Below are 25366 nucleotides of genomic sequence, written 5' to 3' on the forward strand. Positions count from 1 at the left end.
AAAGTATAAAAAAATATGAGAATAGATAAATTTTTATGGAGTATTCGCTTTTATAAAACGAGAACAGTTTCTGCTGAGGAAATCAAAAAGAACAGGGTTTCTATTGGTGATTCTGTAGTGAAATCATCTAAAGAGGTAAAAGAAGGAGATGTTATCAAAGTTCGTAAAAACCAGATCGATTATAAGATTAAAGTATTGCAGATCCCTAAAAGCAGGATAGGGGCCAAGCTGGTACCGCTTCATATCAAGGATGTAACGGATAAGGAACAATATGAACTCCTGAAATTGCGAAAAGCTTCCCAGGATTATTACAGAATAAAAGGGGAAGGGAGGCCAACCAAAAAAGACCGTAGGGAAATGGATGAATATGTAGGAAATGATATTGCATCTGATTTTACCGACTGGGATGACTTTTTTGGTGAAGGCGGTGAAGAAGACGAAGCCGAGGCATAAGGCTCTAATGATAGAGCTTTTCTATGATTTCCTCTACAATATCTTCAGGCGATCTGGCATCGGTACTTACGCTGAATTGGGATTTGCTGTAGAATTCATTCCTTTCAAAGAGATGTTTGGCAATAAATTCAGGCAGGTCCTCATCAGCAATACGGGCAATAAGCGGTCTCTTGTCCTTTTGCTTCAGCAATCTTTCGGATAAAGTGGCAACGGATGCTTTCAGGAAAATACTTTTTGAATTATGGTTGATAATTTCCATATTGTTATAATATACCGGCGTGCCTCCTCCAAGGCTCAGAATACTATTTTCTTCCGTAGCCAGAATCTCTTCCAGAATTTCCCTTTCTTGTTTCCTGAAGTAAATTTCGCCCTTCTTTTCAAAGATTTCAGGAACGGCTAATTTGTTCCTTTTTGAAATCTCTTTATCGAGGTCAATAAGCCTGAAATCCAGTTTCTCGCTTAATATTTTGGAAATGTGAGATTTGCCGCTTCCCATGTATCCTACAAGTGAAATTATCATGAATTTTTTTTGAACAAATTTGCAAAAAAGTTTTGAGAAATAAAAAAAAGCTATATCTTTGCACCACTTAAAACAAGGGACATTACACTAATGAAAACTTGATTAATAAAGTGACCGACTCGGTAGCTCAGCTGGTAGAGCAATACACTTTTAATGTATGGGTCCTGGGTTCGAATCCCAGCCGGGTCACAAGCAAAAAATTACTGGATTTTGTAATTTTATTTGCCTGCGTGGTGAAATTGGTAGACACGCCATCTTGAGGGGGTGGTTTCCTAAGGATGTGCTGGTTCGAGTCCAGTCGCAGGCACTGCAAAAATTTGAATAATTAATATTGAGTAAGTATAAATTATTTTATATTTAACATATTAATTGTGGCCGACTCGGTAGCTCAGCTGGTAGAGCAATACACTTTTAATGTATGGGTCCTGGGTTCGAATCCCAGCCGGGTCACAGTTTACTGAAAAGTAAATTTTTTTCATATTAATATTTTGTGATTTGGTGTTTCAAAGGCTTCCCTCAGGAAGCCTTTGATTTTTTATGTTAGTCAAGATGTATATTATCAATGAGCCTTACTCCGTCTACCACCACCACAATGAATGCCCTATAATTTCTGTTTTTATAGAAAAAATCTGTTTCCTGAAGCGTTTTCTCGTCTGCAATCAGGAAATATTCCAATTCCATTCCACGCTGGTTTTCAAAAATGTCCTTTACTCTTGCTTTAATTTCGGGTATGCTTAAAACCCTGAACCAATCATTGACCTCTTTTAATGTCTCATAAATAATTTTTGACGCTTTTCTGCGTTCCGGATCAAGTCTCTGATTCCTGGAGCTTAAAGCAAGACCATTCTCCGCACGCAGGATAGGCACTCCATGAATCTTTACCGGAAGTTTTTGGTTTTCTACCATCTTCTTAATGATGGCCAGCTGCTGAAAGTCTTTTTCTCCGAAATAGGCGTTGTCAGGTTTTACCTGTCTGAACAGCTCTTCCACAACGGTTCCTACGCCATCAAAATGTCCTGGCCTCGATTTTCCCTCCATCTCATGTTCCAGCCCGCCGAAGTTATAGGATTTGCTTTCTGTTTTTTCGGGGTAAATATCAATAACTTCAGGAATGTAAACTGCATCTACTAATCCGGAATCCTCCAGTATTTTAATATCCTTCTTTACATCTCTCGGGTATTTTTTAAGATCTTCAGCATTATTGAATTGGGTAGGATTCACAAAAACAGAAGAAATCACAAGATCATTCTCCTTCCTGGCTTCTGCATATAGGGAAAGGTGACCATTATGTAATGCACCCATAGTAGGAGCAAACCCTATCCTTTTGCCCATTTCCTTCTGCCGCTCGATAAAATCCTGAAGCGTCTTTTTATTTTTTAAAACTTCCATATCATATTATAATAGTATTTCAAAAATACTAAAAATATCATACAACAAAATGGGTTTTTCGTAATCTCGGCCGATGAATTGTCGTAAAAAAGTGTTAATTAAAATTATGTTGGATGTTTTTTTGTAATTTTGCACATTAAAGCGTTTTTACAAAAATTAGATAGAGTTTATGCCGAATCAAAAGATACTGTATATTACTACAGAGATGTATCCGTACCAAGAAGATACAAATATGGCTGCAGTGGTGAATAAAATGGCACTTAAAATGCACAATGAAGGCAATGATGTAAGAGTTTTTATGCCAAGATTTGGACAGATAAGTGAAAGAAAATTTCAGCTTCATGAAGTCATCCGTCTTTCAGGAATGAATATTATTATCAATGACCTTGATCAGCCCTTAATCATTAAGGTAGCATCGCTGCCGGGAGAAAGGCTTCAGGTTTATTTCATCGATAATGAAGAATATTTTAAAAGGAAACAATATTACTTCGATGATGAAGGAACTCCTTTTCCTGATAATGACGAAAGAGCGATCTTCTTTGCAAGAGGGGTTATAGAAACTATTAAAAAGCTCAACTGGGTTCCGGATGTGATTCATCTGAATGGATGGATGTCCTCCTTTGTTCCTGTGTATCTTAAAACGTACTATGAATCCGATACCTACTTTAAAGATGCCAGAATCGTACTTTCTCTATACAACGAAAAAGATGCCGAACTGGATCAGAAAATCGGTGAAAAACTGAAATTTGATAATATTTCCGGACTCAAGGCATTAGATAAGCCTACCATCCAGAGTTTTGTCATCGAAAGCATGAATTATGTGGATATGGTAGTGAAAGGGGATGAGTTCCTTGAAGGAGACCTGGATATTGCTTTTAACGAAACACCGACTCAGAAATCAGAATACCTGGATGTCGATTCAATCAACAAACTTTATTAAAAACACAGTTTAATGACTCATACAATTAAAAAAGCTTTCGCTGTACTTTTCATGGCGATTTTAGGAAGTGTATTGCTTTATAACTGCGAACCGGATCCAGATACCTTGGGGGAACAGCTGTTTCTAGACCAAGCTGCACAAGGGAAAGAAAAAATACATAATATCACCGCATTCAATATCATTAATAATGACAGTATCAGGAGTGATGCTGCGAAATTGGATTCAGCTGTGCTTGGTGCCTTTAAGGAAGACCAATTTGGCATGCAGAGAGCCTCTTATCTTACACAGCTCAGGTTATCTACCTATAATCCTGATTTTGGAGCTAATGCTGTGGTAGATTCTGTAGTATTGGTAATCAAGCCGCAGTATGCGGCAGATTCTGTGAAAACAACGACTAATGAAGACTATATTTATCCGGACGGCAACGTTGCTGCCAAAAAAGTGGTGAATACGTATCCGGTAAGAAAATTCGGGAAAGCAAAAAGAACACTGAATATCAAAGTATATGAAGTGTTGGACTTCCTGAAAGGAGCTTCAGATTCTGTAAAGTCTAATCAGGTTTTTGCTTATAATACTACTAATATAGGTTCTAAAACTTTTGACGGTAATATAAATTCCGTTACAATTACAAAGGATTCTGATAATTCATCCATATTTACATCTTCTGCACCAGGGATCAGAATCAATCTGGACAAAACTTTATTCCAGAATAAGATCATTGCTAAGAAAGGCCAGCCGGAACTTCAGGATGCCTCGAATTTTATCAGACATTTCAGAGGGCTTAGAATTGCAGTTGATGAGAATGACGGATATTTATTTAAATTCTCTCCTAACTCTATGGAATTGATCATGTACTATAAATATGATAAGACGGACAACGGAACTACTACGAGAACCTCAGCCAATTATTCTTTTGTTTTGGGCTCTGGCAATGCACATATAGGTCAATATGAATATGACAGAACCAATACCGCTTATTCATCTGCTTCTTTAGGAAATATGGTTACAGGAGATTCTAAGTTGTTTGCTCAAGGAATGGGTGGCCCATCTATAGGAATTAAAATTCCAGGTGAAACAATAGATAGCTTGAAGCAATTATATCAGAATAATAAGGCAGCTATAATCAGTGCTAAGATTAGACTTTATACAGATGCCGTTTCTTGGAATAACAGCTATGCTAAACCAAGGAATCTGACGTTCCTTCAGAAAGACAAAGATAGTAATGGAAAAATGACTAGCTCTTTTACTACTGATGCTCTCAATTTAGCAGCAGCACCTAATTTCAGAATTTATAAATTATACAATATGGATAAAAATCCTGCGTATTATGAATTTACTGTGACTAAATCAGTAAAAGATATTGTAGAGGGGGGAACAAGCAATCAGTATAAATATTTCAGGATAGATATAGGAAGATTTTTAAGTAATGCTGCCAATACAGGGCTGGCAGGCCAGTCATATACATCCAGAGCTTACGCTGTGAGCAGAGCTGTGTTTGTAGGATCAAATACAGCTAATCCCAACAAAGCTCAGCTGAGAGTTATTTGTGGAACAAAATAAATTAAACAAATCTAATTATTAATATAAAATTATGTGCGGAATAGTAGGATATACAGGATTTCAGGATGCTTATAATATAGTGATCAATGGTCTGAGAAGATTGGAATACCGCGGCTATGACAGTGCAGGAATCGTTCTTGAAAAGTCAGACAATACATTTGAGGTTCAGAAAACGAAAGGAAAAGTGGATGATCTTGTAGATATTTCAAGTCAGTTAGAAGGAACCGCTCGTATAGGTATGGGGCATACCCGTTGGGCTACACATGGTGTACCAAGTGACAGAAACTCTCACCCCCATGTATCCAATAATGGAAAGATAGCGATTATCCATAATGGAATCATTGAAAATTATGATACCATTAAAATCATGCTGAATGATAAAGGGTTTACTTTTCAATCGGAAACAGATACTGAGGTGCTGGTAAACCTTATTCAGTATTTCATGGATCTGAATGCTGAAACAGATTTCCCTACAGCCGTACGTTATGCTTTAAATGAAGTATACGGAGCATATGCTATAACTGTAATGCACAAAGATTATCCTGGAGTGCTTGTTGTAGGACGTTTAGGCTCTCCTTTAGCGATTGGTATTGGAGATAATGAATATTTCATTGCATCGGATGCTTCTCCCTTTGTAGAATTTACAAAAGAAGCCATTTACCTCGAAGAAGGCCATATGGCTACCATCTCATTGGAAAATGGAGTAGATATAAGGACAATCAATGAAAATTCTAAAATTGAACCTGAAATTCAGGAGCTAAAACTGAGTCTTGAACAGATTGAGAAAGGGGGCTTTGAACATTTTATGCTTAAAGAAATTTTCGAGCAGCCTAAATCTATTCATGATACCATGAGAGGAAGGCTTCTGGTAGAAGAGGGTATTATAAAAATGGCTGGTATCTGGGATCACCTTGAACGCTTCAAGAATGCCAACAGAATAATCATCATTGCCTGCGGAACTTCCTGGCATGCCGGTCTTATCGGAGAATATCTTATTGAAGAATATGCAAGAATACCGGTTGAAGTAGAATATGCTTCAGAGTTCAGATACAGAAATCCTATTATTACGGATAAAGATGTAGTAATCGCCATTTCTCAGTCAGGCGAAACTGCCGATACGATGGCCGCTTTAAAACTGGCAAAAGAAAAAGGAGCTTTCATTTATGGGATTTGTAATGTAGTGGATTCATCTATTGCAAGGATTACAGATGCCGGATCCTATACCCATGCAGGTCCTGAAATTGGTGTAGCGTCTACCAAAGCATTTACTGCACAGCTGACCATTCTCAGTTTAATCGCATTAAAGCTAGGTAAACATAACGGGAATTTGGGCAATGCTGATTTTATGAGCCTGATTGCAGAACTGGATGTACTTCCTAAAAAAATTGAAGAAGTATTGGAATCTACCCATGACCTCACAAAAACCATTGCAAAAGATTTCGTTAATGCTACTAACTTCCTTTATCTGGGAAGAGGGTATAATTATCCAGCCGCTTTAGAAGGAGCGTTAAAACTGAAAGAAATTTCTTATATCCATGCTGAAGGATATCCGGCTGCCGAAATGAAGCACGGGCCAATTGCATTGATTGACGAAAATATGCCTATTGTTATCATCGCACCTAAAAAAGGGCATTACGATAAAATTGTAAGCAATGTCCAGGAAATCAAGGCCAGAAAAGGAAAAGTGATAGCAGTGGTTAATAAAGGTGATCAGCAGGTAAGCGCTATGGCGGATTATGTTATTGAGATCCCTGAAACATCAGAATGTTTCTCACCTATCGTAGCTTCTGTTCCGCTTCAACTATTAGCTTATTATATTGCAGTATACCGTGGAGCAAATGTAGACCAGCCTAGAAACCTTGCGAAATCCGTAACTGTAGAATAAAAACGAAGTATAAATAAAATAAATTTAGATTTCCTCCGTTATTTCAAAAAAAATCTTAAAAGTTTCTTAAAAAAATTATATATTTACGGCTTAATTATAAAAATTAACATGAAAAGGATATTTCTTTTATTAGTGTCTGCGTCGGTAGCATCGGTATCTTGTTCAGGTGGAGGGTCTTCTTCCGTAGGTAAACCGGGAACAAAAGGAGAATTGATACCTAGAGAAAAAACAAAATCATTTGTTGCAGAAAGACCTTACGGTATGGTGGCAATTCCTGCAGGATCATTCGTAGCAGGTCTTGCAGATCAGGATCCTACAAATACTCCTGAAAAAGCAGCTTTGAAAACGGTTACAGTTTCTTCTTTCTTTATGGATGAAGCAGAAACCACAAACGCAGAATACAGGGTATTTATCAATTATGTAAGAGATTCTATCGCAAGAACCATGCTTGCTGAGGCTGCCGGAGAAGGAGGTGAAGGTAAAGGAAGAGGAACAAGCATCGGAGACTATGCCTATCTTGCACAGAAGGAAGAAAACTTAACACCATATCAGGAATATCTTGAAGGACAGGGAGGAAGAGAAGATGGCTATGATCCAAGCAAAAAACTGGACTGGAAAGTTCCATTGCATTGGAATACAAATAAATATCCTGATGTAGAATATGCGGAAGTATTGGAATCCATGTATTTACCGGCATCATCAAGAGTTGGAAATGAAAGGATTCTGGATGTTAGTAAACTAAAATACAATTACAAATGGGGGGATATGGATGTTGCTATTGCAGATAACCAAAGAGGAGTAAATTACCTTAAAAGTGAAAGCATTGCCATCTACCCTGATACCACAGTTTGGGTAAAAGACTTCCATTTTGCATATAATGAGCCGTTATTTGAACAGTATTTCTGGCACAAGGCTTACAAAGACTATCCTGTAGTAGGTGTAACCTGGGATCAGGCAAGAGCATACTGTAATTTCAGAACGAAGTTGAAAACAGATTATAACGAAAGTCTGAAAAGAAAAAAACAGAGACCAATGATATTCCGTCTTCCGACGGAAGTTGAGTGGGAATATGCAGCCAGAGGCGGAATGCAAAATGCTACCTATCCTTGGGGAGGTCCTTATTTAATGGATGACAGAGGTTGCTATTTAGCCAACTTCAAGCCTAAGAGAGGTAATTATATGGAAGATGAGAAAAAAGGTACTTACACATATACAGCTCCGGTAAAGAAATTTAAGAAAAATGGATTCGGATTGTATGATATGGCTGGAAACGTTGCAGAATGGACGGAATCTGCCTACAATAATTCTTCACCAGCATTCTCTTCAACACTTAACCCTTCTACTAAAGATAAAGCAGATGATAAAAGATCTGTAAGAGGTGGTTCTTGGAAAGATGTTGGCTATGCACTGATGACAGGGGCAAGAGACTGGGAAAGAAAAGATTCTGCAAGAAGCTATATCGGATTCAGAACAGTACAGGACATCCCTGAAGCTGCTGTTAAACCAAGAAGAGTTAGCAGATAATTTTCAATCAAACCATTATATTACTTTTCAATAACAATTTTATTTAACATTAAAAAAACTGACTTATATGTTTAAGACTAAAGATGCTTGGATGAATTTCTTTTATTCATTCGGTGCTGCAATTGTAATTCTTGGGGCTTGGCTTAAAATTACCCACATTACTCTAGGACCTGTTAACGGTAATATGGCTCTTACAGTGGGGCTTATCACTGAAGCTATCATTTTCATCATCTTTGCTTTTGACCCTCCGAAATCAGAAGAGTCTTATGCTTGGGAAAATGTATATCCTGAACTGTTGGATAAGCATGCCAATCCAAATCCACTGCATTCAAACGTATCTAAAAGCAATGCTGCCGCTCAGTTTGCTGAATTGGAAAATTCACTTTCTACCAAACTGGACAAAATGCTTCAGGATGCCAAGCTTGATGTTCAGTTATTCGAAAGATTAAGAACAGGGATCGATAAATTTTCAAATTCTGTAGATCAGATCAACCAGACTGTGGATGTTTCTGCTTCTACTCATAAATACAATGATCAGCTGAACAAAGCTGCCCAGCATATGGAAAGCATGAATGCATTATATGCTATGCAACTTGAAAGTGGACAGAGACAGGCTGAATTCGCTAAGAAATATGTAAGCGATATGCAGAAGTCTGTTGAGCATTCAGAAAAATTTAACCAGGAATTACAAGGTTTAACGTCTAACTTGAATAATTTAAATAGAGTTTATGGTGGTATGCTAACCGCAATGAAGTCTTAATTCCAAAACCATTTCTAATATAAAACTTAATTAAAAACAAAAGAAAAGAGAATGGCACAAGGAAAACAGACCCCTCGTCAGAAGATGATCAACCTCATGTATTTGGTGTTCATCGCGATGATGGCCCTAAATATTGATGCAGAAATCATCAGGTCATACTATGACTCAACAAAAGCTCTTAACGAGACCAGGACTTTAACGGAAAGAAAGAACGAAAGGATTTTCGAAAGAACTCTTGAAGCAAAAGCCCTGCAGGTACCGGATACTTACGCTCAGCCTTGGCAGCAGTATCAGGTTTTAAGAGATAAAATCAATGTATTGGTAAAATCAGCTCAGGATATCAAAGATCTTCTTAAAAAGAAATCTGAGTTCCAAGAGAAAGACGAGGCCGGAAAAGAAGTGGATGTAAGCGAGAACTTCGCTGCACTAAATAATAATGAAGCAACTACGGAGTACTTCTTTAAAGAAGGAGACGAAAATACCCCTTCCAAGGGAGCTTTAGACCTTAAAGCTAAAATTGATGATGTAAGGAATTATATCAATGCTACTTTTGGTAATAATGCTCAACTGAAAGATTTAGTAGAAAGAGCTAACAAATCTCTGATTGCAGAATATCCGAAAGGAAAATCACCTAATGAGAAGACATGGTTCCAGAACAAATTCTATCATCAGCCGCTGATCGCTGCGATTTCTAACCTTGAAATCATCCAGAATGATGCAAGGAACGTACAATCAGATGCTTTGGCATTGATGTTACAGGAAAAAGTTGATGCAAGCATCAAATTCTCAAACTATGAGCCGATTGTATCTGGTCCAACTGATATTCAGTCTGGTAAGCAGGCAGATGTTACAGTAATGTTAGGAACTTATTCAAACAGTAATAAGATCAACATTTCAGGAGTGAGCAGACAGGAAAATGGAAAAGGTACTATTCCTATTTCAGGATCAGGTCTTGGAGAGCATAAAGTAGGAGGAACAATTACATTAACCGATGCTTCAGGGAAACCGCAGAGCTTCCAGTGGTCACACACGTATAATGTTATTGCAGGTCCTCAGGAAGTGAAACTTCAAAAAGGACTATTATTATCTGCGGATAAAATGAATGTAATGTACAGAGGTCTTGATAACCCTGTTTCAGGGTCTATCCTTGGTGCTGATAATGCTAAACTATCACTTTCTGCACCTGGAGCTTCTGTAAGAAGTAATGGTCAAGGAAAGTGGATTGTTAAACCTACTACAGGTAATACAGTTAAGATCACACTTTCAGGATCTGATCCAAGTGGAAAGTCAGTTTCTCAGGTATTTGAGTATAGAATTAAAAATGTACCTCCACCACAAGGACAAATGAGAGGTAAAAATGTACTGTCTATGCCTGCTGCATCGGTAGCTAATCAATCAGTACAAGCTGCTATACCGGATTTCGACTTCCCTGTATCATTTAATGTAACCGGATTTATGGTAAAAGTACCTGGAAGAGCAGGTCTACTAATTTCAGGTAATACTTTAGGTGAAGCAGCAGGATTGACAAGAAATCTTAGAACAGGAGATGTAGTTTATATTTATGACATTAAAGCTACTGCTACCGGACTTGACGGTCAGATTATTAAAAATATATCCCCAATTGTTATTAATATACAATAAGATTAAAATTAAATTACATTATGAAAAAATATATTAGCAGTCTTTTGGTATTAGTTTCGGGATTTGCTTTTTCCCAGACTATTCTGAATGCTTCTTCTCCTGAAGAGTTCAGAAAGATGAGAGATGAATCTATGAGGAAAGTTGGAGATACACTTATCAGCAATAAAGTAAAACCTCTTGAATATGGGTTTGTTGATGATAAGGACATTCTAAAAAGTATGTTTGTTTGGGAAGTAATAGATATGAATGATAAGCTTAATCAACCATTCTATTATGATAACCCAGACGGGCTTCTTTCTACACCTACCCGATCACTGTATCAACTTTTGCTTGACGGAGCTTTAAGTGGCAATATTAAAGAAGTTTATGATGATGAAAACTTAACGATCAAGTTATCTCCTGAAGGAATTCAGAAAAGACTTGAGGCTGTTGTGGTTGATGATGCTGCTATTGATATTCTGAACTCTGGTCGTCAATTAACTGAACAAGAGAAAAAGGAGTATACTGATCATATTAAGACTACCACAGATAAAGTTAAAGTTCTTAAAATAATGGGTATGTGGTTTATTGATAAGAGAGATGGCCAGATGAAATATAGGCCTCTTGCAATTTCTGCAATGGGACCAGACCCTTCAATTCAAGGAAAGGTTGGACCTGATGGAATGCCTTTGGCAGGAGCTGATGAGTTAATCGATCTTTTCTGGATCTATTATCCAAGTGCGAGAGAGATTCTTGCTAACAACTACGTTTATAACAGGAAAAATTCTTCCGCTGATTTATCTTTTGATGACATCATTAATGCAAGAAGATTCTCTTCTATCATTTATAAATCTTCCAGTGGCTTAGGAGATGGTGTAATCAAGGATTATATTCCTAAAAACGCTGACGAGCAGCTTGAAGAAAGTGACAGAATCAAAGCTCAGATCCTTGAAATGGAGAACAGCATGTGGAATTATTAAAATTCATTTGATATTTATATAAAACCTGAGTACTTTTACTCAGGTTTTTTTTATTATGGAGCATGTAGATTATATTATTGTGGGAGATGGATATGCAGCACTGTTTTTTGCCCATCAGCTGATCAGGAATCGGAAATCATTCAGGATATTTTCGGAGGGAAATAAGAGTGCTTCCCAGGTTTCTGCCGGTATGGTCAATCCTGTTGTCCTTAAGAAATTCACTACTTTCTGGAAAGCGCAGGAGCAAATTGATTGTCTTAAGCATACCCTAAATGAGATAGAGGGATATACAGGCAAAAATTATTTGATTAATGCTCCTATTCACAGGATTTTTCATGATGAAAACGAACAGCAGTTATGGCTCAGAAAATCCGATGTAGAGGAATTATCTTATTTTTTAGACAAAGATTTCAGGTTTTTGGATATGGTCAATAATCCATACGGTGTGGGAAGAGTGAACCAGTCAGCAAGGCTTAATGTAAATGGATTCTTTAACGATTTATTTTCCTTTTTTGAAGACAGGTCTTATCTGATAAAAGACAAGTTTAATTACGAAAAATTAAACCCTTCAGATTCTTCTTATGAAAACTTAAGTTTTAATCATATTATATTTTGTGAAGGTATGAGTGTTAAAAACAATCCTTTTTTCTCTGAAATTCCTGTTGTTGCCAACAAAGGGCATCATATCAAAGTAAAATTATCCCGGCCTCTGCCAGAAGACATTACCGCCAAAAAGAAACATTTCCTCTTTCCGGTTGATGAAAACCTCTATTTTTACGGCGGAACATATGATCGGGAACAAATGCATCATCAGATTGACGAAAGCGCAGTGCAACAACTTAAAAATGGCCTTTCCGAATTTTATCCGTTTGATTTTGAGGTAGATGAAATCCATTTTGGGTTCAGGCCTACGGTGAAAGACAGGCGACCGATTATCGGCAGGCATGAGCTTCATAAAAATCTGTATGTATTTAATGGATTAGGAGCACGCGGAATTCTAAACGGATGCTATTTTTCTTTAGCCTTATATGAATTTATTGAAAATGGTATACCGCTACCGGAAGAAATCGATTTGTCAAGGTTTAAAAAATAATATTTTTCAGCTGGTATAGTTGAAAATATTTTAGAATAGGCGAAAATTTCTTATCTTAATAAGAGATTTGAAATTATGGATGAAAATGTTTTAGGAATTATTGCCGGTGTGTTTACTTCAGCTTCAATGATTCCACAGCTGGTTAAAGTGTTAAAAGAGAAAAATGTTGAAGACCTCTCATGGATTACGCTTCTGGTATTGATTACCGGTGTTTCTTTATGGGTATGGTACGGAATCCTTAAGGATGAGCTTCCGATTATTCTTTCAAATGCCTTCGCAGTCCTGGTAAATATCAGTCTTCTGACCTGTTATCTCATATACAGAAAGTAATTAGTATTCCATGGATGAAGTTGATGAAAATATCCTGCAACGGTCTCAATCTGTCATTTAATAAGACGCCATACCGGCATTTTTTCGTTGTGTTTCAGAAGGAACTGTTTTTTTATGATGGAATAAGACCATCTGAATATCGCGTTTAAGAAAAGTTACCTCACCTTTAACATCTGTATATTGATATTCTGTGCTTGCAGCAGAATATTCCGGCATATCGGATTTTTTCTTAAGTTCATATGTTTTCCCATCTAAATGGATGGTAACGGTCTTTGCTGTGTGATTGGTAATAACCTCCATTTTCTCTCCTAGATCATCCGTGAAAATATTCTTGGTAATTTCGTCATTGGATGAAGGTTGTTCTGTCTGAGCATTAACCACAGCTTCTTTTCCGGGATGTTTACATCCGACTGCAGAGATTGCAATCATACTCAGAAAAATGAGTTGAATAAAAGTTTTCATAATAATAAAGTGATTGGCAATGAATATATATTGGTGTTAATATTTCATAAATTTACAAATATTTCTATTAATGAAGGTTAAAATAAAGCGTTAAATTTTAAATTTTGTTAAAATGAAATTGTTATATAATATTCCGTATTTTGAAAATTTATATTATTATATGTAATGAATAGGATGATTGATGTAAAAATATTTAATTTTTAGAATGCTAAGTATGTATTTATTTAACATTTTTAAATATTAAGTAAATCTTGATAAGTCCATATCTTACTTATTGTTCATATTTTCAAAAAAATAGCATTGTCATATATTGTAAGTGTTTGTTTAATAATGATATATATGTTGTATTTCAAAGATATTTTAGTAAATGGTGCGTTCAGGTTATTTAAAGCAATGTTAAATTTTGTTAACAATTTTAACATTTTTAAAGAATCAAAAGTAGTTTTGTGGATATGATGTACCTTTGCCGGATCATATGAGAAACTATATCACTTACTTTTTGACAGGCCTATTTTTGCTTTTCGTAGTAGAAAGTAAAATGAATGTCAGGACTTTGGACAACTCTTTAGTTGGACCTGTTTCTCACTGTATGCTCAAAAAAGCCAATAAACTTAATCAGACTTGCGAAAAACTTTCCATTCAGCAAAAGATACTTAGTGAAAATTATTCTTTAGAACTGCTTGAAAACAGCTTTCAGCTATCTCATGTACAGGCTGTCGCAGTTTTAGCAGCCGTATTTACATTTGCTTGTTTTTTAGGGCTGCTCCGCTTCAAAGAACTGAAGCCGTCTTTGCATGGCCTCGGAATTTGTTCCAATATCATAAAAAGATTCATTCTGATTCGTTCTATCAGAATCTAAAAATTTCAGAACAGTATTTTGTTCTTCAGAAGAATGAAATGCGCAGCATTTTTCAACCTTTAATATACATGGGTTGATTTTCTTATCTCTATTTCATTTCAAAACATTAACGATTTATATAAACTCTAGAATTATGATCAAGAGAGTTGTCGCAGGCATTGCGCTAAGCAGTCTTTTATTGTTCAGCTGTAACAAAAAAAAGGAAGAAAAAGAAGAAGCTACAGTATATCCCGTAACCTCACCGGTAGTGATGGATACAGTGATTGATAAAGAATATGTAGCCCAGATCCAATCCGTAAAAAACATTGAAATCCGTGCCCAGGAAAAAGGTTTTCTTGAAAAGATCTTTGTAGACGAAGGGCAATTTGTACAACAGGGTCAGACCCTGTTCAGAATTATGCCGAAGTTGTATCAGGCCGAATTGCTGAAAGCCCAGGCAGAAGTGGCCCAGGCTACCATTGAATTAAAAAATGCGAGTACGCTGGCTAACAATAACATTGTATCCAAAAATGAGCGTGCAATGGCAAAAGCCAAACTGGATGCTGCGAATGCGGAAGCTAAATTAGCCCAGATCCATCTTTCATTTACAGATATTAAAGCTCCTTATTCAGGGATTATCAACAGGATTCCCCTGAAACTGGGAAGTCTCATCGATGAAGGTGATTTACTTACCTCACTTTCGGATAATACGAATATGTACGGGTATTTCAATGTCTCAGAACCTGAATACCTGAGTTATCAGATGCATGTTGCAGACCGTGGAAGCAACGAAGTTGGCCTTGTTATGGCAAACGGTGAAATGCTTCCTGAAAAAGGCCAGATCCAGACGATCGAAGGAGAATTTGATAATGAAACCGGGAATATTGCCTTCAGAGCAAAGTTTCCGAATCCAAATAAACTTTTAAGAAACGGGGAAACAGGAAAAGTAAGGATGACTTTACCCGTAAAAAATGCTTTACTGATTCCTCAGAAAGCTACGTATGAGATCCAGGACCAGAAATATGTTTTTGTAGTGGATCAAAACGGAGTGGTAAGATCTAAAAACATTAAGGTGGCCTATGAACTGCCGGATCTCTATGTGGTAGGTTCCGGATTGGCAAAAGGGGATAAGTTCCTATTGGAAGGTGTTCAGAAAGTGAAAGATGACCAGAAAGTGCAGACTAAGTTCCAGGAACCTAAAAAAGTACTTCAGTCACTGAAATTAAAAGCAGAGTAGGACTCTTTAATGAAGTAAGTAATTATGTTTAAGAAATTCATTCGCAGACCTGTTCTGTCTATCGTAATCTCCTTGATTATCGTATTTATGGGCGTTTTATCGTTGCTAAAACTTCCTGTAACACAATTCCCGTCTATTTCTCCGCCGAAAGTAAACATTACGGCAGAATATCCGGGTGCCAACAACGAATTGCTGATCAAATCCGTGGTTATTCCTTTAGAAAGAGGGTTAAACGGAGTTCCCGGAATGAAGTATATGACTTCTGATGCCGGAAATGACGGTGAAGCATCCATTCAGGTCGTTTTTGACCTGGGTACAGATCCTAACGTAGCTGCCGTCAACGTACAGAACCGTGTATCTTCAGTCGTTAACAAACTTCCGCCTTTGGTTGTCCGCGAAGGGGTAAAAATTACCCGTGAGGAACCAAACATGCTAATGTATATTAACCTGTACAGTGATGATCCTAAGGCTGACCAGAAATTCCTGTTCAATTACGCGGATATCAATGTGATGTCTGAATTGAAGAGGGTAAGTGGGGTAGGTTTTGCAGATATCTTAGGAACAAGGGAATACGCTATGAGGATCTGGCTGAAGCCGGACAGATTAACTGCCTATAGCATTTCCGCTGATGAAGTTATGGATGCGCTGAACCAGCAGAGTTTAGAAGCTTCTCCGGGAAAAACCGGTGAAAGTTCAGGAAAACGTTCCCAGTCATTTGAATATATTCTGAAATATCCTGGTCGTTACAACAATGAAAAAGACTACGGAAATATTATTCTTAAAGCAAAATCGAACGGAGAATTTATCCGGCTTAAAGATGTGGCTGATATCGAATTCGGTTCATCTATGTATGATATCTATTCTACACTTAACGGAAAGCCATCCGCAGCGATCACAGTGAAACAGTCCTATGGCTCCAATGCCAGTGATGTTATCAAAAACGTGAAATCTTTGATGGAAGACCTACAGAAGACAACTTTTCCGAAAGGAATGCATTATGATATCAGCTATGACGTATCCAGATTCCTGGATGCTTCCATTGAAAAAGTAGTGCATACACTCTTTGAGGCTTTCATTTTAGTGGCAATCGTAGTATTCCTCTTCCTGGGAGACTGGCGTTCGACATTGATTCCGGCTATTGCCGTTCCGGTATCCCTCATTGGTACTTTTGCGGTGATGTCCGCTTTCGGAATTACCCTGAATATGATCTCCTTGTTTGCATTGGTAATGGCCATCGGGGTTGTAGTGGATGATGCCATTGTGGTCATTGAAGCTGTTCACGCCAAAATGGAAGAAAAGCACCTCTCTCCCCTGAAAGCAACAGAAGAAGCAATGCACGAGATCAGCGGGGCAATTATCGCCATTACTTTGGTAATGGCATCCGTATTCATTCCGATTGCATTTATGTCTGGGCCGGTGGGAGTATTTTACCGTCAGTTTTCCATTACCATGGCTTCTGCAATTATCCTTTCAGGGGTAGTGGCATTAACCTTAACGCCGGCTTTATGTGCTTTGATCCTGAAAAATAATCATGGAAAAGCTAAAAAGAGAACTCCGATAACTATTTTCCTGGATAAATTCAACAACTTATTTACCAGGGGAGCAGGAAAGTATGAGAAAATGCTCAACAAAACCGTGAAGAAGAAAACCTTTACGCTTCCGCTTCTGTTAGCTTTCTGCGCCTGTACATTTTTCCTGAGCAACTCGCTCCCTTCTGGATTTATTCCTGCAGAAGACCAGGGGATGATCTATGCCATTATACAGACGCCTCCGGGATCTACTCTTGAAAGAACGAACCAGATTGCGAGAGAGCTGCTGAAAGAATCTGAAGATATTGATGGTGTGCAATCCGTTTCTTCACTGGCTGGTTACGAAATTCTGTCCGAAGGTACCGGATCCAACTCGGGAACCTGTCTGATCAACCTTAAAAGTTGGGAAGACCGTAAGGAATCTGCCGGGGAAATTATTGAAAAACTCGAGGAAAAAGCGAAGAATATCCCGGGAGCGAATATAGAATTTTTCCAGCCGCCTTCTGTTCCCGGATATGGTGCAGCAGGAGGTTTCGAACTCCGTCTCCTGGATAAAGCGGGGAGCGGCGACTATCATAAAATGGAGCAGGTGAGCAATGACTTTGTTAAGGAACTGAAAAAGCGCCCGGAACTTGGATCCGCATTTACATTCTACTCGGCAAGTTTCCCTCAGTATATGCTTAAAATCGATAATGATCTGGCAGAGCAGAAAGGAGTGACGATTGAAAATGCGATGGATAACCTATCCACATTAATCGGGTCCAACTATGAAACGAGTTTCATCCGGTTCGACAGGCCTTACAAGGTAATCGTTCAGGCAGGGCCTCAGTACCGAGCACTGCCTACTGATCTTTTAAAGTTATATGTTAAAAATGATAAAGGTGAAATGGTTCCGTATTCGGATTTCATGCATCTTGAAAAAGTATATGGTTTGTCTGAAATGACCAGGCACAATATGTATAACTCTGCACAGGTAAGCGGAACTCCGGCACCAGGATACAGCTCCGGACAGGCAATTGCTGCGATTAAAGAAGTAGCGGATAAAACGCTTCCGAGAGGTTTTGGAATCGATTGGGCCGGTATCTCCAAAGACGAGGTGAATCGAGGAAACGAAGCAATATTTATCTTCCTGGTATGTCTTGGGTTTGTTTATCTCATCCTTGCCGCGCAGTATGAAAGTTTTATCCTTCCTTTGCCGGTTATTTTATCCTTGCCAACAGGTATTTTCGGGGCTTTCTTATGCCTGAAGTTACTGGGACTGGAAAACAATATCTATGCTCAGGTAGCAATGGTCATGCTGATCGGGCTATTGGGTAAGAATGCTGTACTGATTGTAGAATTTGCCGTGCAGAAGAAAGCAGAAGAGGGCATTCCGGTGGCCCAGGCGGCCATTGAAGGGGCGGCCATCCGTTTCCGTCCGATCCTGATGACTTCATTTGCATTCATCGCAGGACTTATTCCATTGGTGCTGGCAACAGGACCCGGAGCTATCGGGAACCGCACCATCGGAACTGCAGCAGCAGGAGGGATGCTGATCGGGACTGTTTTCGGTCTGATGATCATTCCTGGTTTATATTACATCTTCGGAACCATTGCAGAGAAATCAAAACTGGCGAGGTATGAAGAGGAAAATCCTTTAACAGAACAAACAGAACCGTATCAACACGATGACAAACATGAAGATTTATAATAGATATATAGCAGCCATTGCCTTGTCACTTGTTTTAGCAAGCTGCAAGGCGCCGATGGCGACCGTCGTAAAAGACGAAGTAAAAGAAAATGTGCCTCAGAACTTTAATCAGGAAGATCAGAGTGATGCTAATACCAATAGTGGGACAACACCGTGGAGGCAATTCTTCACAGATCCTAATCTTGTAGCTTTGATAGAAGTTGCATTAAAAAATAACCAGGAGCTGCTGATCACATTACAGGAAATTGAAATTGCAAAGAGTGGTGTTTTGGCTAAGAAAGGAAGGCTGACTCCAACGGTTTCTGCCGGAGGCGGTGCCGGAGTGAGAAAAGCCGGACGCTATACCAGTGAGGGAGCCGGTGATGCTACTACGGACATAGAACCCGGTAAAGCAATGCCTGATCCGCTGATGAATTTTGAAGGCGGATTGACCGCCGACTGGGAAATTGATATCTGGAAAAAACTGAGAACAGAGAAAGAATCAGCAGTAGCCCATTACCTTTCCACCGTGGAAGGAAAGAATTTTGTCCTTTCCAATCTTATTGAAGAAGTGGCGGATAATTACTACGAACTTCTGGCTCTGGATAATCAGTTGGATATCATTCAGCAATACATCAAACTTCAGCAGAAGGCCCTTGAAATTTCTAAAATCCAGAAAGAGGCAGCTGCTGCTACGGAGCTGGCTGTGAAGAAGTTTGAAGCCGAACTGGCCAAATCCAAAGCCACGGAATACACCATCCGTCAGCAAATTACTGAAAAGGAAAATGAAATTAACGCATTATGCGGGCGTTTTCCACAGCCGATCGCAAGAACGAAGGAAAGCTTTATGACTACAATACCTCAAACGGTATATACAGGGATTCCTTCCCAATTGTTGGCAAACCGTCCGGATATCAAACAGGCCGAGCTCGAATTGAAGTCTGCCAAGCTTGATGTAGAAGCGGCGAGAAAAGAATTTTATCCTTCGTTGGAAATTTCTGCAACTTTAGGACTGGAAGCTTTTAAACCTTCCTATCTGGTAAAACTGCCGGAGTCTATGGCAGCAAGTCTGGCCGGAGAACTGGCTGGTCCATTGATCAACAAAAGTGCGATCAAGGCTAATTTTCAAACGGCAGATGCCAAACAGATCCAGGCGCTGTACGAATACGATAAGACCATCCTGAATGCTTACCTGGATGTAGCCAACCTGATGTCAAAGGTGAAGAATATTGACCAATATTATCAGTTGAAATCCCAGGAAACTAAATCATTAGAACAATCAATCGATATTGCTAATCAGCTGTTCCGGAATTCAAGGGCCGACTACCTTGAGGTTCTTCTGAACCAGAGGGATGCTCTGGACGCGAAAATGGAATTGGTTGAAGCAAAACAAAAACAGCTGAGTACAGTTGTGGATATTTATAAGAGCTTAGGCGGAGGCTGGAAGTGATTATAAATCTTTAATGTTTTGAAAGGGAGACCGCCGAATGGCGGTCTCTTTTTGATATTTTTCATGATAATAATAAAAAGCCCATTAATCAACGGGCTTTAGGCATAAATATGCAGCAAAAATATAGTTACATGGTTATTAGTTGTGGATCATAATTAATTATAGACAACTTGGAGCTAACTCTATAGGACTTTCAAAATTTTTTAATATTTCCGATTCTTTACGGTTATAGGATTCTTTTACTTCTTTACTATTGACATCTTTTCCATTGATGACATAGGTGGTTTGGGAAGTATTCAGATTTTCAAAAATAACAGAAGGTTGTTTGATGTACTTTTTCCAGAAGGAATCCCACTGTTTTGGACTGATATTCATAGGTTGATCATATGTGAAATTTCTTTTTTCTAAGTCATTATTTTCTTTATGAATACCCTTAATTTCAAATGTATAGGCTCCATCTGAGTCTGTGATCTTTAATATAAGTCCGGGCAAACCATAAAATTTGTAAGGACCGTCACTTATAGGAATCTCTTTAGTATACCAAGCTATCCATTTTCTGCCTCCAAATTCCGTTGAAGCCATATAAGCTTTATACCCCAGAATTATACTTGTCTTATCATCAATAAGCTTCCAGTGCTGTTTACAGGAAGGATAAGCAATAGAAAAAATACTGGTAAAAAAACGTTCTTCTACAGTGATTGTATTCTGAGATATATTTTTAATAATCAAAGAGCGAAACTTGGCATTTGTAATACCGTCACCTATCCGCAACCCCTTAGCTTTATTGGCAAAATATTCATTTACCATACTGGTATGGGTTGAATCTCTTCTGAAATTTTCATAAGACTGAAAATAAGAATTTCCTTTTTCATTGGTAATAAGGCTGCATAATTCATGATGATTTGTTGACTCACTTTTATTTTTCCATTGCATTTCATAAAAAATTTTATAAGATTGCGAAAAATACATATTATGAGTTAATAATGTTAGTGCTAAGACTGGGAGTATTCTTTGTAAAAGTTTTTTCATGATCATAATAATTAAAATAATAAGAAGTTAAGTTCCATACAATCATTATTGCAGAAAAGAAAAAAAGATTAAAACTGATAATAATTCCGATATGCATTAATATAGTAATTGTGAGCCATATTTTTCTGGTTTTATTAATATTTATAAATACTGGATATAAAATCTCAACTGCTATAATCATCCATCCGGCTGTAATATAAACAAAGTTAAAATTCTGATTAATAAAAGCTGGGATATGTATAAAATGTGTGAAATTGGGTAAATTTAGTGATTTCCAAACAGATTCACCATTCCACCAGTTAAATCCAAGGATTTTATCAAAACCTGAAAAGAAGTAGGCAATACATAAATGAACTTGGATCATCCTTTTGCTTATGGAAAGAGAACTAATAGGAAAATCAATCAGGGTCTTGGGAAGGAATTTCCGCTGCACTGAAAAATAATGCGATGAGGGAAAAATAATAATATAAAATAAAGACATGCTTGAAAAGAAATCAGCTCCATAAAAAAATAATGATGCTGTCTTGACAAAGGAAACTTGCATAAAAAGTAATATTAACGCAGATATCCTGCTAAAAAAGCCAATGATAATAAATAATAACAGTAAAACATACGCAAACTTAAAAATCTGACTGGGATTTTTAACGTATGATGATAAAAATATTTCTATATTATGATATGAGAATACGTCATAGTTGTAAAAAGCATTATGGATTTCAACAGGAATAATGCTGTCCCTGCCATATAATAGATCAAAATCTTTCCAGACAGATAAAAAATGGACCATTAAAACTGCTCCCACACTTATTCTGAAGAAGACAAGAAAACTAGGTTGAAAACTTTTGTTGAAATATCGAGATATAATCTTTTTCATTTTACACTGTCTATTTTAATTAACCTTGGATTTCTTAAACTTTCTTTGAGAGATGGCTGATCATATAGATAGGCATAAGTAATGATGTTTTTTCCATATTTTTTTTTAAAACTTTGGTTGATCTTTTTTAATAATATGTGGTTGATTTTTAATTCGGGCATACTCTGATCTTTGGTAATGACATTTTTTATATATACATCATTTAAATTTGCAAATCTGAGCTTTCCTTCTTTACTTCTTAATAAATCTGTAGAAATATATGAGTGGCCATTTTCCTGATTTTCAGAAATGATAATAAAATTACTTGATACATTGGGTGCAAAAAAACCATAGCCCGTATCAAAGCCGGTATAAGAGGAAAACATTTTTTCATACTTATTCCCATGCATACTGATCAAATTTTCATATTTATAGAAATCGCAAAATGACTGTACAGTAGTTGAAATTCCTGTAATAAGAACTTTTAAAATGATCAGAGAAAAAATAATATATTCAAAAAAAATATTTTTCATGGCCTACTGCTTTAATTAATAATAATGAATAAATAACAGGATGCTCTTTTGAGCATCCTGAAGATAATTTATTGATACTTCTTAATGATATCATTAAGTTTAGCACTTGTATCAGATGTTGGCTGATCAGGAAAAGTTCTGTTTCTTGTGGTGCAGGTACTTTGTTCCGACTGATAGTCACAATAAGTCCATCCGGCAACGTTTTTGCTCAAAAACTCTAAATCTTCTTTAGAAATTTTTTCGGTATTTTTTACAGTGATTACATTACCATTTACTTCAATGATATCATCATTTGTAGTATTGGCGAATGACATAAGTGAAAGAGCTATCACTCCTCCAGCTAAGAAAATTGCTTTTTTCATTTTAATTCGATTTAAATGTTAATATTAATTTTGTAATTTATTTATTACTATTCCTTTGCATTGCGCACTACAAGATGAATAGATGATAAATTATTATAATCTCCAATGTGTTCCAATTTTTATTGGAGGATCTTGTGGTCTAATGGTATCTTTGATTGCGGGTTGGTGTTCATCTGTTTGTTTTTGAGTTCTGTATTCATTAACGAAATCTTTTCTAAAATCCAGAATATCTTCTTCACCTTCTTGTCTGCAAGATATAAATAGAGAAAATGAAAATATTACAATTAGTATAAATGTTAATTTGAATGTAATTGAGATAATCTTTTTCATAATATATGATATTAAGGTTATCCCGGCCAGGTTTAGTTTTTTAGAATTCTGATTTCGAATTTATAAGCTAAATCTTAAGAAAAAAAGTACTGTATGTCAATATTTATTAATTAAGACGTCTTAATTCATGAATTAGGACTATTGTATACTGTTGTTTTTCAGTATTTTATGGTTTTGTTGAAGAATATATCTATTTATATTATTAATTCATTATTAATTGACAAAAATTGTTTCATTTTATGTATTTTTGAATATAGGATATAATAAATTTCTAATTTGTATTTGATTAAAAGGCTATTTTTAATATTATTTGCAGTATTTTTCCAACTTTTCTTTTCTCAGAAGAGCTACAGCCGGTATTATTATATGAGAGCAAACTATGAATCACTGCAAGAAAATGATTCTACAGCTATTTCTTGGATACAAAAATATATTGCCCTTGCAAAAGCTGAAAAGAATTATGGACAGATGCTTCAGGGATATAGAGATGCTATTTTTTATTCACCGTCAAATAATCACAAACTCATTTATGCAGATAGTGCAATAAATGCTGCACGCTCATCAGAAAACGCTGATTTAATTACTACAGCTTATATTGAAAAAGGGGTGATATACTACTATCATTATAAACAGTATCAATTGGCACTGAATGAGTACTTAATTGCTTATGAGTATTCGAAGAAAACTGACAGTAAATTTCTGAAATTTCAGAATCTGTATCATATAGGCGTTGTAAAAAGCTATCTTGGATATTATGAAGAAGCAGCATCAATATTCAAAGAATGTATTGCCTATTACGAATCCAGAATCAAAGAAAATATACATCCAAATGAAATTTACAATAATAAAAAAGGATACCTGAATAGTCTACATCAGCTGATTGTCTGTTACCGTAATTCAGGGCAATATACTGCTGCTGATTGGGAAATACAAAAGGGGCTGAAGGAGGTGGGTGATAATTCTGATTTTATTCAGGAAAAAGGTTATTTTATTCTTTGCAAAGGAATTTCAGAATTTCAAAAAAAAAACTATCAATCATCTATTGCCTATCTGAAAAAATCTTTATCTACTCTTAAAGCTGCTGGTGATTTTGCATGGTTGTCCGTTAATTATTTTTACACAGGAAAAAGCTTTTTAAAACTTCATAATGATCAGTTATCAATATTACAATTCAAAAAGATAGACTCAGTATTTCAAAAGCATCAATTTATTTTACCTGAGGTAAGAGAAAACTATGAGCTCTTGATTAATCACTATAAGAGCGATGGAAATCAGGAAAGACAGTTATATTATACCAATCAATTGCTAAAAGCTGACAGTATTCTCGCTAGGGATTTTACCTATTTGTCATCGAGAATTCATAAAGAATATGATACAAAAACATTACTTGATGAAAAAAATAAACTTCAGAATGCTAATTTTTGGAGTGTATTTATTATTTTAAGTTTAATTCTAATGAGTATAGTACTATTTATATTGTTACGAATAAAGCTCAAAAAAGGAAAAGATATTCAAAAGAGATATCTGATTTTGGAAGACAAACTTCTAAGACAGCAAAACAAAAGTACCGAAAAAAATAATAAAAAATTATCTGAAATAATCATTAGGGGCTCTGTGGAAAAAAGAATAGGACCTGATGAAAGCATAGTAGAGGAATTGCTTATAAAACTAAAATCTTTTGAAGATAAAAAAGGATTCATTAAAAGAGGATTGACCATTAATAAACTTGCTAATCAATTGGGGACCAATTCAAATTATCTTTCTCATGTAATTAATGAATATAAAGGGGTCAATTTTAATAAGTATCTTAGTGATTTAAGAATCAATTATATTACTGTATTATTATTTGATAATAAAGAATACCTGAAATATGGTATTGAGTCATTGGCCAAAGAATGCGGTATTGCTTCCCGTCAGAATTTTTCAGATCTTTTTTATGAAATTAATGGCATTAGACCTACAGATTTTATAAAAAAAAGAAGACAGGAATTAGATAAGGTAGATTTTTCAAACTAACAAT

At 36.5% G+C, this 25366-nt stretch carries 22 protein-coding genes and 3 tRNA genes; 17 read left to right on the plus strand and 8 right to left on the minus strand.

Going from position 1 to position 25366, the window contains the following annotated elements; all coding sequences use genetic code 11:
• Positions 1-15: 15 nt before the first annotated feature.
• Positions 16-453: an RNA-binding S4 domain-containing protein gene (locus QE404_RS01020; RefSeq protein WP_307445469.1), complete on the plus strand. Its 438-nt coding sequence runs from the start codon at positions 16-18 to the stop codon at positions 451-453.
• A 4-nt stretch (positions 454-457) separates the two neighbouring features.
• On the opposite strand, the gene QE404_RS01025 is transcribed toward QE404_RS01020, so the two are convergent.
• Complete coding sequence (locus QE404_RS01025) at positions 458-973, minus strand: shikimate kinase (protein ID WP_307445473.1); 516 nt, start codon at positions 971-973, stop codon at positions 458-460.
• A 116-nt stretch (positions 974-1089) separates the two neighbouring features.
• On the opposite strand from QE404_RS01025, the gene QE404_RS01030 reads away from it, so the two are divergent.
• From QE404_RS01030 to QE404_RS01040, 3 genes are all read left to right on the plus strand, one after another.
• Positions 1090-1162, plus strand: a tRNA-Lys gene (locus tag QE404_RS01030).
• 35 nt (positions 1163-1197) lie between these two features.
• Positions 1198-1280 (plus strand) — tRNA-Leu (locus tag QE404_RS01035).
• A 70-nt stretch (positions 1281-1350) separates the two neighbouring features.
• Positions 1351-1423, plus strand: a tRNA-Lys gene (locus QE404_RS01040).
• Positions 1424-1513: 90 nt separating this feature from the next.
• Here the strand turns inward: QE404_RS01040 and panC are convergent.
• Positions 1514-2362, minus strand: coding sequence for a pantoate--beta-alanine ligase (gene panC, locus QE404_RS01045; RefSeq protein ID WP_307445476.1), 849 nt, complete (start codon positions 2360-2362; stop codon positions 1514-1516).
• 169 nt (positions 2363-2531) lie between these two features.
• On the opposite strand from panC, the gene QE404_RS01050 reads away from it, so the two are divergent.
• The 9 genes from QE404_RS01050 to QE404_RS01090 all read left to right on the plus strand — a co-directional run bounded on the left by QE404_RS01050 (position 2532) and on the right by QE404_RS01090 (position 13054).
• Entirely contained in the window at positions 2532-3302 is a 771-nt protein-coding gene (locus QE404_RS01050; protein ID WP_307445479.1) for a glycogen/starch synthase, read from the plus strand.
• Between the two features lie 12 nt (positions 3303-3314).
• On the plus strand, positions 3315-4862 hold the full coding sequence (locus QE404_RS01055; RefSeq protein ID WP_307445482.1) for a DUF4270 family protein: 1548 nt from the start codon (positions 3315-3317) through the stop codon (positions 4860-4862).
• A 31-nt stretch (positions 4863-4893) separates the two neighbouring features.
• Entirely contained in the window at positions 4894-6747 is a 1854-nt protein-coding gene (glmS, locus tag QE404_RS01060; RefSeq protein WP_307445485.1) for a glutamine--fructose-6-phosphate transaminase (isomerizing), read from the plus strand.
• 108 nt (positions 6748-6855) lie between these two features.
• Positions 6856-8271, plus strand: coding sequence for a type IX secretion system lipoprotein PorK/GldK (gene porK, locus QE404_RS01065; protein WP_307445488.1), 1416 nt, complete (start codon positions 6856-6858; stop codon positions 8269-8271).
• Positions 8272-8338: 67 nt separating this feature from the next.
• Positions 8339-9031 carry a type IX secretion system motor protein PorL/GldL gene (porL, locus tag QE404_RS01070; protein ID WP_307445491.1) on the plus strand — a complete coding sequence of 231 codons (693 nt, stop codon included), beginning with the start codon at positions 8339-8341 and terminating at the stop codon, positions 9029-9031.
• A gap of 51 nt (positions 9032-9082) precedes the next feature.
• Positions 9083-10672, plus strand: a complete 1590-nt coding sequence (porM, locus tag QE404_RS01075) for a type IX secretion system motor protein PorM/GldM (RefSeq protein WP_307445493.1) — start codon at positions 9083-9085, stop codon at positions 10670-10672.
• A gap of 20 nt (positions 10673-10692) precedes the next feature.
• The gene (porN, locus tag QE404_RS01080) at positions 10693-11631 is read left to right on the plus strand and encodes a type IX secretion system ring protein PorN/GldN (RefSeq protein ID WP_307445496.1); all 939 of its coding nucleotides are present in this window, start codon (positions 10693-10695) and stop codon (positions 11629-11631) included.
• A 55-nt stretch (positions 11632-11686) separates the two neighbouring features.
• A complete protein-coding gene (locus QE404_RS01085) occupies positions 11687-12724 on the plus strand; it encodes an NAD(P)/FAD-dependent oxidoreductase (RefSeq protein ID WP_307445498.1) in 1038 nt (345 codons plus the stop codon).
• A gap of 75 nt (positions 12725-12799) precedes the next feature.
• On the plus strand, positions 12800-13054 hold the full coding sequence (locus tag QE404_RS01090; protein WP_307445501.1) for a SemiSWEET transporter: 255 nt from the start codon (positions 12800-12802) through the stop codon (positions 13052-13054).
• A gap of 57 nt (positions 13055-13111) precedes the next feature.
• Here QE404_RS01090 and QE404_RS01095 read toward each other — a convergent pair whose 3' ends face one another.
• Positions 13112-13483 (minus strand): hypothetical protein, encoded by a 372-nt coding sequence (locus tag QE404_RS01095; RefSeq protein ID WP_307445503.1) that lies wholly within the window; start codon positions 13481-13483, stop codon positions 13112-13114.
• A gap of 1025 nt (positions 13484-14508) precedes the next feature.
• Between QE404_RS01095 and QE404_RS01100 the strand changes: the two genes are divergently transcribed.
• The 3 genes from QE404_RS01100 to QE404_RS01110 are packed head-to-tail and all read left to right on the plus strand — an operon-like array spanning position 14509 to position 20239.
• Entirely contained in the window at positions 14509-15591 is a 1083-nt protein-coding gene (locus tag QE404_RS01100) for an efflux RND transporter periplasmic adaptor subunit (RefSeq protein WP_307445505.1), read from the plus strand.
• Positions 15592-15615: 24 nt separating this feature from the next.
• Entirely contained in the window at positions 15616-18810 is a 3195-nt protein-coding gene (locus QE404_RS01105) for an efflux RND transporter permease subunit (protein WP_307445506.1), read from the plus strand.
• The gene (locus QE404_RS01110; RefSeq protein WP_307445508.1) at positions 18797-20239 is read left to right on the plus strand and encodes an efflux transporter outer membrane subunit; all 1443 of its coding nucleotides are present in this window, start codon (positions 18797-18799) and stop codon (positions 20237-20239) included. The genes QE404_RS01105 and QE404_RS01110 overlap by 14 nt, the downstream gene beginning before the upstream one ends.
• Before the next feature lie 159 nt (positions 20240-20398).
• On the opposite strand, the gene QE404_RS01115 is transcribed toward QE404_RS01110, so the two are convergent.
• The 5 genes from QE404_RS01115 to QE404_RS01135 all read right to left on the minus strand — a co-directional run bounded on the left by QE404_RS01115 (position 20399) and on the right by QE404_RS01135 (position 23346).
• Positions 20399-21268 carry a GLPGLI family protein gene (locus tag QE404_RS01115; protein ID WP_307445510.1) on the minus strand — a complete coding sequence of 290 codons (870 nt, stop codon included), beginning with the start codon at positions 21266-21268 and terminating at the stop codon, positions 20399-20401.
• Positions 21210-22142 carry a hypothetical protein gene (locus tag QE404_RS01120; protein WP_307445513.1) on the minus strand — a complete coding sequence of 311 codons (933 nt, stop codon included), beginning with the start codon at positions 22140-22142 and terminating at the stop codon, positions 21210-21212. The genes QE404_RS01115 and QE404_RS01120 overlap by 59 nt, the downstream gene beginning before the upstream one ends.
• Complete coding sequence (locus QE404_RS01125; RefSeq protein WP_307445515.1) at positions 22139-22654, minus strand: hypothetical protein; 516 nt, start codon at positions 22652-22654, stop codon at positions 22139-22141. The genes QE404_RS01120 and QE404_RS01125 overlap by 4 nt, the downstream gene beginning before the upstream one ends.
• A 68-nt stretch (positions 22655-22722) precedes the next feature.
• The gene (locus QE404_RS01130) at positions 22723-23016 is read right to left on the minus strand and encodes a hypothetical protein (RefSeq protein ID WP_307445517.1); all 294 of its coding nucleotides are present in this window, start codon (positions 23014-23016) and stop codon (positions 22723-22725) included.
• A 93-nt stretch (positions 23017-23109) separates the two neighbouring features.
• Positions 23110-23346 (minus strand): hypothetical protein, encoded by a 237-nt coding sequence (locus QE404_RS01135; protein WP_307445519.1) that lies wholly within the window; start codon positions 23344-23346, stop codon positions 23110-23112.
• Between the two features lie 366 nt (positions 23347-23712).
• On the opposite strand from QE404_RS01135, the gene QE404_RS01140 reads away from it, so the two are divergent.
• The gene (locus QE404_RS01140; protein WP_307445522.1) at positions 23713-25362 is read left to right on the plus strand and encodes a helix-turn-helix domain-containing protein; all 1650 of its coding nucleotides are present in this window, start codon (positions 23713-23715) and stop codon (positions 25360-25362) included.
• Positions 25363-25366 lie beyond the last annotated feature (4 nt).

This window comes from Chryseobacterium camelliae (assembly GCF_030818575.1).
GTDB lineage: Bacteria > Bacteroidota > Bacteroidia > Flavobacteriales > Weeksellaceae > Chryseobacterium > Chryseobacterium camelliae_A.